Origin of the sequence: Sphingomonas daechungensis (assembly GCF_039543105.1) — a bacterium.
GTDB classification, from domain to species: Bacteria; Pseudomonadota; Alphaproteobacteria; order Sphingomonadales; family Sphingomonadaceae; genus Sphingomicrobium; species Sphingomicrobium daechungense.
Genome location: NZ_BAABJC010000001.1, coordinates 2595742 through 2608570, shown reverse-complemented (window position 1 = coordinate 2608570; position 12829 = coordinate 2595742). Strand labels below are relative to the sequence as shown.

Annotated in this window: 17 protein-coding genes; 9 read left to right on the top strand and 8 right to left on the bottom strand. The window is 63.0% G+C overall.

Annotated elements, in window-relative coordinates; all coding sequences use genetic code 11:
* Window positions 1-24 precede the first annotated feature (24 nt).
* The 4 genes from ABD928_RS13540 to ABD928_RS13525 all read right to left on the bottom strand — a co-directional run bounded on the left by ABD928_RS13540 (window position 25) and on the right by ABD928_RS13525 (window position 2298).
* Window positions 25-405 carry a DoxX family protein gene (locus ABD928_RS13540; protein WP_345170212.1) on the bottom strand — a complete coding sequence of 127 codons (381 nt, stop codon included), beginning with the start codon at window positions 403-405 and terminating at the stop codon, window positions 25-27.
* Window positions 406-484: 79 nt separating this feature from the next.
* Entirely contained in the window at window positions 485-1198 is a 714-nt protein-coding gene (locus ABD928_RS13535) for an HvfC/BufC family peptide modification chaperone (RefSeq protein ID WP_345169642.1), read from the bottom strand.
* Window positions 1188-2015: an MNIO family bufferin maturase gene (bufB, locus tag ABD928_RS13530; protein ID WP_187714846.1), complete on the bottom strand. Its 828-nt coding sequence runs from the start codon at window positions 2013-2015 to the stop codon at window positions 1188-1190. The genes ABD928_RS13535 and bufB overlap by 11 nt, the downstream gene beginning before the upstream one ends.
* 4 nt (window positions 2016-2019) lie before the next feature.
* Window positions 2020-2298 (bottom strand): BufA1 family periplasmic bufferin-type metallophore, encoded by a 279-nt coding sequence (locus ABD928_RS13525; RefSeq protein WP_187714847.1) that lies wholly within the window; start codon window positions 2296-2298, stop codon window positions 2020-2022.
* Window positions 2299-2522: 224 nt separating this feature from the next.
* Here ABD928_RS13525 and ABD928_RS13520 point away from each other — a divergent pair, with 224 nt between their 5' ends.
* The 3 genes from ABD928_RS13520 (at window position 2523) to ABD928_RS13510 (ending at window position 4745) form a co-directional block, all read left to right on the top strand.
* Complete coding sequence (locus ABD928_RS13520; RefSeq protein ID WP_223276370.1) at window positions 2523-3089, top strand: sigma-70 family RNA polymerase sigma factor; 567 nt, start codon at window positions 2523-2525, stop codon at window positions 3087-3089.
* Complete coding sequence (locus tag ABD928_RS13515) at window positions 3079-3714, top strand: NrsF family protein (RefSeq protein WP_187714848.1); 636 nt, start codon at window positions 3079-3081, stop codon at window positions 3712-3714. The genes ABD928_RS13520 and ABD928_RS13515 overlap by 11 nt, the downstream gene beginning before the upstream one ends.
* Before the next feature lie 92 nt (window positions 3715-3806).
* A complete protein-coding gene (locus ABD928_RS13510) occupies window positions 3807-4745 on the top strand; it encodes a LysR family transcriptional regulator (protein WP_187714849.1) in 939 nt (312 codons plus the stop codon).
* Here ABD928_RS13510 and ABD928_RS13505 read toward each other — a convergent pair.
* From ABD928_RS13505 to ABD928_RS13495, 3 genes are all read right to left on the bottom strand, one after another.
* Entirely contained in the window at window positions 4683-5084 is a 402-nt protein-coding gene (locus ABD928_RS13505; RefSeq protein ID WP_223276371.1) for a carboxymuconolactone decarboxylase family protein, read from the bottom strand. The two genes, ABD928_RS13510 and ABD928_RS13505, sit on opposite strands and share 63 nt — an antisense overlap.
* Complete coding sequence (locus ABD928_RS13500) at window positions 5084-6277, bottom strand: MFS transporter (protein ID WP_187714851.1); 1194 nt, start codon at window positions 6275-6277, stop codon at window positions 5084-5086. The genes ABD928_RS13505 and ABD928_RS13500 overlap by 1 nt, the downstream gene beginning before the upstream one ends.
* 90 nt (window positions 6278-6367) lie before the next feature.
* A complete protein-coding gene (locus ABD928_RS13495) occupies window positions 6368-6811 on the bottom strand; it encodes a cupin domain-containing protein (RefSeq protein WP_345169636.1) in 444 nt (147 codons plus the stop codon).
* Window positions 6812-7075: 264 nt separating this feature from the next.
* Between ABD928_RS13495 and ABD928_RS13490 the strand changes: the two genes are divergently transcribed.
* From ABD928_RS13490 to ABD928_RS13465, 6 genes are all read left to right on the top strand, one after another.
* Window positions 7076-7879: a 3-hydroxybutyrate dehydrogenase gene (locus ABD928_RS13490; RefSeq protein ID WP_345169635.1), complete on the top strand. Its 804-nt coding sequence runs from the start codon at window positions 7076-7078 to the stop codon at window positions 7877-7879.
* Between the two features lie 7 nt (window positions 7880-7886).
* Window positions 7887-9182 carry an NAD(P)/FAD-dependent oxidoreductase gene (locus tag ABD928_RS13485; RefSeq protein WP_345169633.1) on the top strand — a complete coding sequence of 432 codons (1296 nt, stop codon included), beginning with the start codon at window positions 7887-7889 and terminating at the stop codon, window positions 9180-9182.
* On the top strand, window positions 9179-10315 hold the full coding sequence (locus tag ABD928_RS13480; protein ID WP_187714853.1) for a patatin-like phospholipase family protein: 1137 nt from the start codon (window positions 9179-9181) through the stop codon (window positions 10313-10315). Before ABD928_RS13485 ends, ABD928_RS13480 begins: the two co-directional genes overlap by 4 nt.
* A gap of 104 nt (window positions 10316-10419) precedes the next feature.
* Window positions 10420-10935 carry a DUF302 domain-containing protein gene (locus ABD928_RS13475; RefSeq protein WP_187714854.1) on the top strand — a complete coding sequence of 172 codons (516 nt, stop codon included), beginning with the start codon at window positions 10420-10422 and terminating at the stop codon, window positions 10933-10935.
* Between the two features lie 2 nt (window positions 10936-10937).
* Entirely contained in the window at window positions 10938-11102 is a 165-nt protein-coding gene (locus ABD928_RS13470) for a hypothetical protein (protein ID WP_187714855.1), read from the top strand.
* Between the two features lie 44 nt (window positions 11103-11146).
* On the top strand, window positions 11147-12619 hold the full coding sequence (locus tag ABD928_RS13465) for a hypothetical protein (RefSeq protein ID WP_345169629.1): 1473 nt from the start codon (window positions 11147-11149) through the stop codon (window positions 12617-12619).
* Here the strand turns inward: ABD928_RS13465 and ABD928_RS13460 are convergent.
* On the bottom strand, window positions 12537-12770 hold the full coding sequence (locus ABD928_RS13460; RefSeq protein WP_187714857.1) for an acyl carrier protein: 234 nt from the start codon (window positions 12768-12770) through the stop codon (window positions 12537-12539). The two genes, ABD928_RS13465 and ABD928_RS13460, sit on opposite strands and share 83 nt — an antisense overlap.
* Between the last annotated feature and the right edge of the window lie 59 nt (window positions 12771-12829).

The following is a 12829-nucleotide window of genomic DNA, read 5'->3' as shown; positions in this document are numbered from 1 at the left end:
CGAGGCTGCGCACCAAGACGCTTGCTAAGGAAGCTTGAGCAGACGATCGAGCGACACCTTCCCGCCCCCGAGAGCGATCAGCGGAAGCAGCAGGCCGGCCCAGCTCAAATGCGTCGGCCACGCATCGGGATAGACGAAGATCTCGATGACCAAGGTCATGACAAGCAGCGCGGTGGCGCTGAAACGGGTGAACAAGCCAAGGGTCAGAAGAATCGGGAACAAATGCTCCGAATATGTTGCCGCATAAGCCGCGATCTCGGGCTTGATCAGTGGCAACGCATAGTCGGTGCGAAATAGTTCGAAAGCGGTGTCATTGACCGTCAGCAATCCGTCGACCTTGGTGCGTCCCGACATGAAAAAGACCGAAGCGATTCCGAGCCGCTGAACGAGCAGTAGCAACGACATCGGCAGCAACGTTTCGGCGGTGCCGGCAAAGAGATCGTAAGGCTTGCGCCACAACGGCGCGGCAGCTTGAGTGGCCATGTCAGTTCCTTTCGGATGGGGCGGCGAATGCGCCCAAGTTGAGGAGGGATGCGAAGACTGCCTCGGCGCTCTCGCCGGGATGGAGGCGTGTCGATGCCGCAAGGCTTTCGGCCACGCTCTCGCCAAGCCGAACTCCGGACAGGATGCGGTGAGCGGAAGCTCCAATGCGGGGGGTATGCATCAGGAACGCGGAGGGCCGCGCGAACAAGGCGCCTTCGGGCTTCCAGTCAGGCTCGATCACGGAAGGAACAGGCCGCTGGTGGGCCAGCCAGATGCTCATTGCCGGCGTTTGCAACCACCGGAATCGAACCGCTGGATGAAGCTTGACTCGAAGTGCGCCGGTATCGCCGCCCAGTTCGGTCAGCGCCTCCGCGTCGGCCGCCATCAGGCATTCGACGTGCAGTCGCTCAACACGAGCTACGTCAGGGAGGTACGGCAGGTCTCCGATCCATGGCTGCTGGCCAAGCCATTGTGCGAAGTCGGCCCCGTACAGCGCCAGAACGGGCGTCTGGGGCGGCTTGGCTTGCGAGAATTCGACAGCGATTCCTTCGAACATCTCCTCGCCAACGATTTGCTCGACGACGGGGAAATTCGACCGCAGGGCCTCGACCGCACCGTGGATGACGGTGTTGCGATAGACCGAGAGCGCTCCCGTCGCCGGATTGTCGATCGCGCCAACGAACTGGCGCTGGAAGCTGATGAGGTCAGGCAGCAAGGCGAAGCCCTCCGTCGAGAATGGCCTGCGCGCGGTCGCGCTCGTGGATGAGTTCGGCGAAAGCCGGGACATTGCCGTCGCGCTCGATTAGCGTCGGGCGCGGGCCGGTCCGGGCGATCAGTCCTTCGTAGAGCGCCCAGACGTCCTCGCTGATGGGCTGATCGTGGCTGTCGATCAGCAAAGCGCCTTCAGCGTCGAGGCTGTGGCCCGCGAGATGGATCTCTCCGATTAGCTTTGCCGGTATGTCGAGCAGCCAGGCGGCGGGGTCGAAGCCGATGTTATTTGCGCCGACCGCAACATTGTTGATGTCGACCAGAAGTTTGCAGCCGCTCCGGCGGGCGAGCTCGCGAAGGAAGCTGGTCTCGCTCCAGCGGTGCTGGTTGAGCGGCAAATAATGGGTCGGATTCTCGATCAGGATCTCGCGCCCGAGAGCATCCTGCACGCGGCCGATATTGGCGCTGAGGCAGGCGAGCGTCTCATTGGTCCTCGGCAGCGGCAGCAGGTCCGGGAAGCTGCGACCATCGAAGCGCGACCAGGCCAGATGCTCTGAGACCAATGCCGGCTCGAACCGATCCACGAGCGACTTGAGGGCATCGAGGTGATTGGGGTCGGGTGCCGACGGACTTCCGAGCGACATGCCGACTCCATGCAAGGAGATGCGGCGATCGCGTCGGAGCTGCTCCAGCATGGCCAGGCGGGGCCCGCCCTCGACCATGTAGTTTTCGGCATGGACTTCAAACCAAAGTCCCACCGCCGGCGAGGCCAGCGCTTCGCTGAAGTGCTGTGGCTTGAAGCCAAGGCCGGCGGTGGGAATCATGGCGTTACCGGGCGGTCGGGGTGAGTGAGCCGTTGCCCTTGGGCGTCTTGATCGACGCGCAAGTGCCCTTGGCGACATACTTCCAGGCGTTACCGGCATAGTTCTTCTTGGACGTTCCGGCGCAGCTCGTGCCCGCACCGGCGGCGCAGTCATTCTTGCCCGCGAGCGAAATGCCGTAGCACTTGTCCTTGGTCGGCTGCGGCTTCACCGGGCCGGCCGTCGACGCCGTCGCTGCGAACGCGCTGAGAGCCGTTGCGGTGACGATCGTTGCAAAGGTCTTCATGTCCTCTTCCTTTCAGTTCGGTTTCCCGGGCATCATGATCGCGTTCGAGACGCCGGAGATGAAATGCCACTTCGGCATGATCTCCATGCATTCAGCCCATGACAGCGCCCGCCGCCGTCATGCTTGCCCATCCGTTCGAGGCGACGAATGGGTTACGTCCCGAAACGAAAATCGCTTTCGCCCGTAAGCGGATGCTGCTGTAACCAGCGCAGCGGAGCGTCCGAATGAAGCAGCATGACAAGGCGGATCTGCTCGAAGCCAAGCTGCACGCGCTGATGGTTGCCGGCTTGAGCGGACATTCCAGCGCGTACCAAGCTTTGCTGACCCTGAGTGCGGAGCGGCTTCGCTCCTATTTCGGCCGTCGGCTCGCCGGGCGAGAATTTGATGTGGAGGACCTGGTGCAGGAAACGCTGATCGCGGTGCACCGAAAGCGCGCGACCTACGATCCGTCTTTGCCGTTCACGGCCTGGCTGCACGGAATCGCACGCTATCGCCTGATCGACTTCCTTCGGCGCGACAAGCGTGGCGTTGAGGTACCGGTGGAGGATGGTTTCGACACCGCCGACACCGACGCGTTCGAAGCCAGTCTCGCCCAGATCGACCTCGACGCCTTGTTGGCCGATCTCTCTCCGAACCAGGTTGCGGCGATCCGGCTAACGCGGATCGACGGCTATTCGGTTCGCGAAACTGCCGAGATGACCGGCCAGAGCGAGCCGGCCGTGAAGGTCAACGTCCATCGTGGGCTCGGCAAGCTTGCCGCCAGAATCAAGGGCACCGGCGATGCGAACTGAAGACCTCATTGCCGATCTGGCCGCCAGCCCCACTGCAACTGCGAGCCCGTCGCGTGGCTTCGCCGTGGCCTTGGCAGCGGGTTGGATTATTGCGCTGCTGGGCCTCGTACTATTCCTCGGGTCGCCCCTCTCCGCGGTTCCGAACACCGGAATGCTGCCTTTCGCGGTGAAGACCGGATTTGCCGTCGCTTTTACTGCCGCCGCAATCTCGGCTTCACTCGCTGCCGGCAGACCCGGGCAAAAGCTGGCGCTTAGAGCGACGCTCATTGCGATCCCGTTTGCTGTCTTGCTCGCACTGGCAATTCTTGAGCTGACGTCGACGGCCCGGTCCGATTGGCCTCAGCTATTTTTTCGGACGACCTATGCGACATGCATCACCGCGATTGCGCTGGCGAGCCTCCCTGTCCTTGCCGCCGCGCTCTGGGCCTATCGCGAGATGGCACCCACCCGCCCTGCACTTGCAGGCCTTTTGGTTGGTCTCAGCGCAGGCGCTGCCGCAGCCGTCGCTTACGCGCTGTACTGTCCGGAGACGACGGCCGCCTTCCTCCTGGCAGCGTATACTCCCGCTGCTCTTGTGCCGGCGCTTGCGGGCTGGCTTGTCGGACCGAAACTGCTGCGCTGGTAGTGCGGATGCATTGAGGTCATGCCGAACCGGTATGGCCGCTCTTGTTTCGGATGTGTAAGTAGTTCCAACCTCGATGGCGAGGGGACGCGCTCATGGAAATGCAGCAGGTTCGCTATTTCGTTGCCCTTGCCGGCACGCTGAACTTCACGCGTGCGGCCGAGCAGTGCAACGTCAGCCAACCCGCCCTGACCCGCGCGATCCAGCAGCTGGAGCATGAATTGGGCGGTCCGCTGTTCCATCGCGAACGCGGCAACACGCATCTGTCCGAGCTTGGCCGAATGATGCTCCCCTATCTGCAGACGGTCGAAGAAAGCTGCCGCGCCGCGCGCGACCAGGCCAAGGCGGTCAAGAAGCTTGAGCAGGCGACCCTGACGATCGGCACGATGTGCACAATCGGCCCGCAGCTCGTGTCCGACCTCCTCGTGCGCTTCCAGGCGCAGCATCCGGGTGTCGAGGTCCGGATCATCGATACCGGCGCTCCGCAAATGATCGAGCTTTTGGAAAAGGGCGATCTGGAAGTCGCGATCGTCGGTGTTCCGGGCGAATTGCCCGACACTCTTCACCAGCTGCCGATTTTCGAAGAACGGTTCGTCATCGTTCTGCCGCCCAATCACCGGCTGGTCGCTCATGATTTCATCCGGGCGGCCGAACTCGACAAGGAGCCCTACGTTAGCCGGACAAATTGCGAGGTGTTCGAACCCGTCCGCAAGGAGCTGTTTGCCCGCAACATCTACCTTCGACAGGTTTTCAGCTCGCCGCGGGATGACTGGGTCCAAGGCATGATCAAGGCCGGGCTTGGTCTCGGCTTTTTCCCGGAATTCAGCGTTACCGATCCCGATCTGGCCGTGCGGCCACTCGTGGAGCCGAGCTTCACCCGGACGATCTATCTCACGACCGTTCGCGGCCGGCCGCATTCGCCTTCTGTCGGTGCGTTTGTACAGGAAGCGCGTCGCTATCCCTGGCCCGCGTCACGAATGGCTGGTGCAGGCGACACAATCACCCTCCGCCAGCAGGTCATGACAGTCAGCTAGTGCGTTCAACGACGCTGGCAGACCGCTGTAGATCGCGATCTGCATCAGGATCTCGACGATTTCCGACTTGCTGAGACCGAGCTTCTGGGCAGCCTCCACGTGCGTGCGGAGTTGCGGACTGGCATGGCCGAGGCTCGCCAAGGAGGCGATCGCGACGATCTCTCGATCGCGATAGCTGAGCGCCTCGCGGGAGTAGAGATCACCAAACGCGAACTCGACCACCATTCTTGCAAAGTCGGGGGCGACCTCGGCGATGCGGCTTGTCTTGAGAAATCTCTCCAACGATCCGGACGACAGGTGCTGAACGACATCTACGCCACGACGATAGCGCTCACTCATCATGCAATCTCCGGTGGGGCGAGTTTGACTCCAAGCAGTGCGGCCAGGCCAAGTGCGGCGAAGACGCCGGCGACCGCCGCAAACCAGCCGATCCGATCGAACAGCTGGCCGACGACCGCCGCTCCGGCGAGGCCGCCGCAGTAATAGGATGACAGGTAAAGACCGCTCGCCGCAGCCTTGTCGCCGCGAGCGATCCGACCGACGTGCCCTGTTGCTACCGCTTGAGCGAAGAACGTCCCGACACCGACCAAGGTCAATCCCGCGACCACTGCGTAGAGATTGGGCAGGAGCAGAAATCCCAAACCGAACAGCGCCACAAGGAGGCTCCCGGCAGCAGCAGGCCCCGGACCCCGCTTGCGAACAAACGATCCCGCCATCGGCGTAGTTATCATCGAAGGGAGGAACACGAGAAAGACCAGTCCGAGCGCGGTCATCGACAGCGAAAGCGGCGGCTTCATCAGAACGAAGCCGACGTAGGTGAAGACGCCGATGAAGCCGAACAGGATCAGGAAGCCGATCGCGAACGTCCGCCGCAATGCCGGATCCGACAGATGCTCGAGCCAGGCATTCCAGAACCGGCCTTTGCGATCCATTGGCTCCGGCGTGTTGCGGTGAAGCGCGACGCTCACGAGTGCGGCGCCGGCGAGGTTCAGCAAGGCGAAGAACAGGAAGCTGTGCTCGGCGCCAACCAGGCTCGCGACGAAGGCGGCGGTCAGGCGGCCGATGAGATTGCTGGCGACGACGCCGGTTACATACGCGGCGAGTGCATGCGCGGTCCGAACTTCGCAGCGCTCCGCCAAGTGCGTGAGCGTCAGGGTGAAGGCCGCGGCCATGAAGAGGCCCTGCACTACGCGAAGGATTGCGAAAACGGTCAGGTTCGGCGCGAATGCCAGTGCCGCGGTCGGTACGGATAGAAAGAGCAGGCTCAGCGCGACCGCGCGCTTGCGCTCGATGTTCGCGCTGAAGACCCCAACGAGTAGCCCGGAGATCGCCATTCCCAGGGTACTGGCGTTAGCGGCCAGACCGATTTGCGCGGGCTTTACGCCATAGGAGGCAGCCAGGCTCGGCAGGATTGCCTGCGTGGCGAAGAGATCGACCAGAGTCAGAAAGCCGATCACTGCGATCAGCAGCGACCGATTAGCCGAAAGTCCTGGCATCGCTGGTGCCACCGCAGAGCGCGCGAGGTCTGTCATGATCAGATCCTGAAAGAAATGGCGTCCCGCCCGAGGGGCAAGGGCGGGACGCCTGTGGGCCGGCGGGGAGCTAGGGCCGGCGGGGGTTCGTTAGCCGTGGAACACGTCCGACGAGAGGAGAACCGCCGGCTCCTTGCCGTGGTTTTCCCAATAATGGCTGAGACCGTCGGCCTCGCGGCTGATCTCGCCGGCCTTGTGCTCGATCGGAGCGCCGCAAGCACTGCTGTGTTCGGTGATCGATCCGCTGACCACATAGATCAGTGCCGGGCGATCCTTGTGGCTGTGCAGCGGCACGATGCCGCCGGGCTGGACGACCAGCCGACGGGTGCGCAGCTGGCGGCCGTCCACGTTGATTTCCGGTCCAAGCTGAATGGCCGCGAGCACGTCGTCGGTGACGCCCTTCGGCATCCTCGGGGCGTTCGCGAGATCGCTGGTGCCGGGGGTCGTGCACTGGCCGGCGACTGCGGGGGTCGCGAAGCTGGCGGCGGCAACGGCAATGGTGGCCGTCGCGAGCATGGTCTTGAGATTGAACATTGCCGTCTCCTTGAATTCGATAATTTGTCTCATCGTGAAGGCCGGTCTGCAGGATGGGAGAGAGTGTCTTCGGTCCCGTGCGCCATCGGCTGAGTTGCCGGCCTTCACGACGCTTCATCAAATTACGGAGCCGGCCTCTTTCGCGGAAATCGCAATGCCGCATCGACTTCATGCACGAAGCGCATTTCCAACAATTGCGCGTGTAACCGATCCTAAGCGCTCAATGGATTGGAGTGCTTGGACATGGACATGCAGGTTCACGGTATGACGGAGGTCGAACGTCCGCTGGCCGGCAAGGTCGCCGTCGTCACCGGCTCGACCAGCGGCATTGGCCTCGGGATCGCGCGCGCTTTCGCGGAATCTGGCGCCAACGTCGTGATCAACGGCCTCGCAGAACAGCGCGAGATCGACTTCGTGTGCGAAGAGCTGGACGGCATTTGTCCGGCCAGCCGCATCGCATACAATGGCGCAAACCTGATGAAGGCCGACGAAGCGACCGGCCTCGTCGAGGAAACGATCGTAGAGTTCGGCGGCATCGACGTCCTGGTGAACAATGCCGGGATCCAGCACGTCAGCCCGATCGAAAGCTTTCCGGCCGAGAAGTACGAGGCGATCATCGCGCTTAATCTCTCGGCGAGCTGGTACACCTCGCGCGCCGCCTTCGCCGCGATGAAGGCGAAAGGCTACGGCCGCATCATCAACGTGGCGTCCGCCCACGGTCTGGTCGCTTCGCCGTTCAAGAGCGCCTACGTCGCCGCCAAACACGGTATCGTCGGCCTGACCAAGACGCTCGCGCTCGAGGGCGCGGAGCATGGCATTACCGTCAATGCGATTTGCCCGGGCTATGTCTGGACGCCGCTGGTCGAGAACCAGATCGACGACACCGCGATGGCTCGCGGCATTACTCGCGAGCAGGTGATCCGCGACGTCCTGTTGGCTGCCCAGCCGAACAAGCGCTTTGCGGATGTCGAGGAGCTTGGCGCATTGGCGGTGTTCCTGTGTGGGCCGGGTGGTCGTTCGATTACCGGGACTGCGCTCCCGGTCGACGGCGGCTGGACGGCGCACTGAGCCCATCATGAAGAAGGTTGCTCGCCCGCGGGTGGTGATTGTCGGCGCCGGCTTCGGCGGCCTTGCGGCTGCCAAGCGGCTGTCCGGCAAAGCCGTCGACGTTACGGTGGTCGACTGCCGGAACCATCACCTGTTCCAGCCCCTGCTTTATCAAGTGGCGACCGCCGCCTTGTCGCCCGCTGACATCGCCGCGCCGGTGCGCTCGATCCTCTCGAAGGCGCCGAACGTGCGTGTCGTTCTCGACGAGGCCATCGGCGTAGATCCGCTGCAACGGCTGATCGAGCTTGGGTCCGGAGCGAGCCTCGAATATGACTGGCTGATCCTGGCGACCGGAGCGCGTCACAGCTATTTCGGCCGCAACGACTGGGCTGCGAACGCGCCTGGCCTCAAGAGCATTGAGGACGCGACTGCGATCCGGCGCAAGATCCTGCTCGCCCTGGAGCGGGCGGAATCCGAGACCGATCCGGACAAACGCCGCGCCCTATTGACGTTCGTCGTCATTGGCGCCGGTCCGACGGGTGTCGAGATGGCGGGAGCGATCGCCGAGCTGGCCCGTCGCTCCGTGTCGAAGGACTTCCGGAGCATCACGCCGCACTGCTCGCGGGTGATCCTAATCGAAGCCGGCGAGCGCGTACTCCCAGCTTTCCCATCTTCCCTGTCGGACGCCGCCAGGCGGTCCCTGGAAGATCTCGGCGTCGAGGTTCGACTCCGTTCACCAGTTCTCGATGTCGGCTCCGGCTACGTCCAGCTTGGCAATGAACTCATCCTCGGCCGGACAATCGTCTGGGCCGCAGGCGTAGAGGCTTCACCGGCCGCCGAATGGCTCGATGCCGAGCATGACACCTCCGGTCGGGTGTTCGTCGAACCAGATCTCCGCGTGAGCGGCCAGGAGCGGATCTTCGCAATTGGGGACACCGCCAATGCTGCTGGGCAGGACCGCCGTGCGCTCCCGGCCATCGCTCCCGTCGCCAAGCAGCAGGGCCAGTATGTCGCCGACATCATCCTGGGGCACCCCGCCCTCGCCTTCAAATATCGAGACTTCGGAAACCTGGCCACGATCGGCCGAAGCAAAGCTGTGATCGACTGGGGCCAGGTACGGATGAGCGGCTTCATCGCGTGGCTCATCTGGTCGGTTGCGCACATCTGGTTCCTCGTCGGCTTCCGGAGCCGCATCGCCGTCGGGATCAGCTGGCTGTGGAGCTACGCAACCTATCAGCGGAGCGCCCGACTGATCACCGGAGATCATCCACTCCCTCCATCGCAACCCAGGTGCCCGCAGGCACTCGAAAGGAAATGCGCATGACTCTCGCAACTGAAGTGGCTGAACTCGGCCAGACCGTCCTCGTCCTGCAGGGCGGAGGGGCGCTCGGAGCCTATCAGGTCGGCGTCTACGAAGCGCTCGACGAGGCGGGCATCGCCCCACAGTGGGTGATCGGCACCTCGATTGGAGCGATCAACGCTTCCCTGATCGCCGGCAGCAAGCCCGGCGAACGCGTCGAGAAGCTCTGCGAATTCTGGTCGCGAGTTCAGAACGACCAGCTCATTCCGCAAGGGTTACCGAGCTGGATGGCAAGCGCCGCGCGCAACTTCCGCGCGATCAGCGCCGGCGTTCCGTCTTTCTTCAGCCCGAACCCGATGGCCTTCCTGAGCCCGCACAACCGGCTGGGCGCCGACAAGGCCGGCTATTACTCTGTCGATCCGCTCAGGAGGACGCTCGAGGAGCTGATCGACTTCGATCAGCTCAATAAGGGCGGGACCCGCATCACCGTCGGCGCGTCAAGCGTGAAGACCGCGGAGATGCGTTATTTCGACTCCCGCGACATGCCGCTGCAGGTTGAGCATGTGCTCGCTTCTGGCGCGTTGCCGCCAGGCTTCCCGCCGGTCCGGATCGACGGTGAGCTTTATTGGGATGGCGGCATCCTCTCGAACACACCGGTCGAGGTCGTGTTCGACGACAATCCGCGAAAGGATAGCCTGGTCTTCGCGGTGCATATCTGGAACCCGCATGGCCCCGAGCCGGAGACGATCTGGGAGGTGATGAACCGCCAGAAGGACGTCCAATATTCGTCTCGCGCCGCGGCGCACATCAAGCGCCAGCGGCAGCTGCACAAGATGCGGCACATCATTGCTGAGATGAGCAAGATGCTTCCTGAAGATAAGCGCCGCGACAACCGCGTTTCGGAGTTCGCATCCTACGGCTGCCTGACGCGCATGCATGTCGTTCGCCTTCTAGCGCCGGCGCTCGATTACGAGGACCACAGCAAGGATATCGACTTCAGCGCCAACGGCATCCGACAACGCCGGGAAGCGGGTTACCGGGACACGATGGAAACGCTCGGCAAGGCCCCGTGGCGCGAGCCGGTCGACGACATCGAGGGCTTCATCCTCCACGAGGCCAGCGGCGGGCGAATGATCCACACGGCTGCTGCCAGGTGATGCGCCCGGCGCATGCGTCGAGCGCATGGAAACAATGAGCAATCGCGATTTTTCTTGAGGGCTCCAAACCGCGAAAATCCGGAGCAGAGGCAAGGAGAGATCCAATGTTCAGAAGTTCGAAGCTCCACAAGAAATTCCTGGCGGTCCTGTTGCTCGCCGGTCCGGCAACCGTCGTGACACCGGTCATCGCCACGGTAGCGAAAGCTGCAACTCCGGTCGCCAGCGCTCACGCTGACGGTGTGATCAAGCAGAAGAGCGATTATGGGTTCGATGAGACGGTGACCCGCATCAGGGCGGACATCGCCAAGAAGGGTATCCGCTTTTTCGATGAGATCGACCACACCGCGCTCGGAGCGTCGGCCGACCTGCCGATCAACCGTTCAAAACTGCTGCTGTTCGGCAATCCGCCGCTCGGTGTGCAGTTCCTGCAGGCGAACCCGGTTGCCGGCCTCGATTGGCCCGTCCGAATGCTCGTAACGCAGGACGACGACGGGACGGTCTGGGTCAGCTGGAGCGACTTCAACTTCGTCGCCAATCGCTATCAGCTCGCCGACCGCGACAAGCAGATTGCCATGGCAGGCGAAGTCGCGGCCTCCATCGCTTCTTCGACGAGGAAGTGACCATGCAGCGCTTTACATCGCCGAACGAGCGGATTGTCGGTCCGCTTCCTCGCAAGGACATCCTCGCGGTTTGCTTCTTCCTCAATCGCCAGCCGCAGGCACGCCGCGCGGCGGAAGAGCCGGAAGCACACCTCGACCGCCTCGCTGCGGCCGCCCGGATGCAGTGAACCCACAAGCACATTTCAGCCTATTGAAAAGGGGCCTTCCCGCCTTGAGCGGGGGGCTCCTTTGGGCTTACCGGATCGCGTGGCTTATCCTCGCGGCCGCAACGGTCTTTGCATTGGCTACAACGCTGCCAGCAGGTTCAATGCAGCCGCTGGTGCTCGGCATCAGACTGGTAAAATCGGCAGTCCTGATCGCTGTCGCGATCGTCCTGATCTGGCGCCGTCAGCGCGATCCGGTCGCGGCCATCCTCGCACTCGCCCTCCTGTGCTGGACTATCACCAGCAGCATCGACTTCACGTCAGCTGAAGTCTGGCCGATGCTTCTCGAACGCCTGCGCTTCCTGCTGTTCGCTTGGGCACTTCTACTCTTCCCGTCCGGAAGATGGCGACCGCGCTGGACGCGGGCAGTCGCCGTGGCGAGCGCAAGCGTCTTCCTCATCGGAACCGCCGAAGTCCTGGGGCTGCTTGGAACATCAATCTTCCTGCCACTCGCAATCGGTTGCGTCCTCGGTGCGATCGCGTCTCTGATTCAAAGGTATCGGACCACCAGCAGCGATACCCTCCAATTACAGCTGAAGTGGGTCGCATTCGGCCTAGTGACCGGCATCGGCCTGATCCTAGGCGCCCGCGCTGGAGCCGCCCTTAATGGGCCGCGCCTTGCCTTCGAAGCCATGTTCCAGCTCGGGATCGTCTTCGTCGCGCTGGGATTCCTTGTCCCGCTCCTGCGTTACCGTCTCTACGACGCAGAGACGGTCATCAGCCGGTCGGCGGGCTACGCCGTTCTGACCGTTATGCTGGTTGCGGTCTTCGCCGGAAGCGAGTCACTGATCGAAAACCTCGGGCAGCAGTATCTCGGGTCCGGGATTGGCCAGGTTTCCGGCGCTATGGCGGCAGCGGTCGCTGCGGTCCTGCTGGCTCCGCTCAACGAACGCATCAGCAAGTGGGCCGAGCGGCGGTTTCAACGCGACCTTGTCGAGCTCAGAGAGCAATTGCCAGATCTGCTGGCCGAAGCACCCTTGTCATGGACGCCCCGTCAGGTTGGCGAGGCCGTCCTTCCCCGGGTCCGAAACGCGCTTCACGCGATGAGTGCGGCCCTGGTGCTTAGCGACCAGCCGATCGCCGGAGACGGCATAACGTTGAAGGAGGTCGCTGGCAGCGCCGCGGAATTCAGCCTCGATTTGCCGCTCCGCTGCCCGTTTGGAGGACGACAGGGCTCGTTGCTGATCGGACCTCGTCCGGATGGGACAGCTTACGGAAAGGACGACGTCGCTGCCCTCGAAGCCATAGCTCCGGCCCTACGCCACGCTCTCCTCGCTTCGAGGCAGCGAGAGAGAGACCGCCGCAACGAGACCGCGAGGAACCGCCGCCTGCGCGCCCGGCTCGCCAACTTCGCGCAACGACTGGAAAAACTTGAGGACTTGAGCCCGGAACGGGAACCTAGGCGAGCTGCACCTTCCGCTCGAGGAGTGCCAGAGCATCGCCAACCGTCACGCAGGCTTCGCTCTCATCGTCCTCGATAAGGATATTCAGCTCATTCTCGAACCGCATCGCGAGTTCAACCATGTCGAGGGAGTCCGCGCCGAGCGCCGAGAACGGCGCCTCGTTGCGGACCGACTTCAAGTCGATCGCGAGATGCTCGGCAATCAGTGCCTTCGCCACATCGGTCCGCATCTTGTCTCCAACGACTTAACGCTGCGCCGAGGATTGCCCGAACACACCCATGTTGCAAC

Coding starts and splice junctions, on each gene's coding strand:
- ABD928_RS13540 (WP_345170212.1), bottom strand. CDS start 405: ATGTCGTTGCTACTGCTCGTTCAGCGGCTCGGAATCGCTTCGGTCTTT.
- bufB (WP_187714846.1), bottom strand. CDS start 2,015: ATGATTCCCACCGCCGGCCTTGGCTTCAAGCCACAGCACTTCAGCGAA.
- ABD928_RS13525 (WP_187714847.1), bottom strand. CDS start 2,298: ATGAAGACCTTTGCAACGATCGTCACCGCAACGGCTCTCAGCGCGTTC.
- ABD928_RS13520 (WP_223276370.1), top strand. CDS start 2,523: ATGAAGCAGCATGACAAGGCGGATCTGCTCGAAGCCAAGCTGCACGCG.
- ABD928_RS13515 (WP_187714848.1), top strand. CDS start 3,079: ATGCGAACTGAAGACCTCATTGCCGATCTGGCCGCCAGCCCCACTGCA.
- ABD928_RS13510 (WP_187714849.1), top strand. CDS start 3,807: ATGGAAATGCAGCAGGTTCGCTATTTCGTTGCCCTTGCCGGCACGCTG.
- ABD928_RS13505 (WP_223276371.1), bottom strand. CDS start 5,084: ATGAGTGAGCGCTATCGTCGTGGCGTAGATGTCGTTCAGCACCTGTCG.
- ABD928_RS13500 (WP_187714851.1), bottom strand. CDS start 6,277: ATGACAGACCTCGCGCGCTCTGCGGTGGCACCAGCGATGCCAGGACTT.
- ABD928_RS13495 (WP_345169636.1), bottom strand. CDS start 6,811: ATGTTCAATCTCAAGACCATGCTCGCGACGGCCACCATTGCCGTTGCC.
- ABD928_RS13490 (WP_345169635.1), top strand. CDS start 7,076: ATGACGGAGGTCGAACGTCCGCTGGCCGGCAAGGTCGCCGTCGTCACC.
- ABD928_RS13485 (WP_345169633.1), top strand. CDS start 7,887: ATGAAGAAGGTTGCTCGCCCGCGGGTGGTGATTGTCGGCGCCGGCTTC.
- ABD928_RS13480 (WP_187714853.1), top strand. CDS start 9,179: ATGACTCTCGCAACTGAAGTGGCTGAACTCGGCCAGACCGTCCTCGTC.
- ABD928_RS13475 (WP_187714854.1), top strand. CDS start 10,420: ATGTTCAGAAGTTCGAAGCTCCACAAGAAATTCCTGGCGGTCCTGTTG.
- ABD928_RS13470 (WP_187714855.1), top strand. CDS start 10,938: ATGCAGCGCTTTACATCGCCGAACGAGCGGATTGTCGGTCCGCTTCCT.
- ABD928_RS13460 (WP_187714857.1), bottom strand. CDS start 12,770: ATGCGGACCGATGTGGCGAAGGCACTGATTGCCGAGCATCTCGCGATC.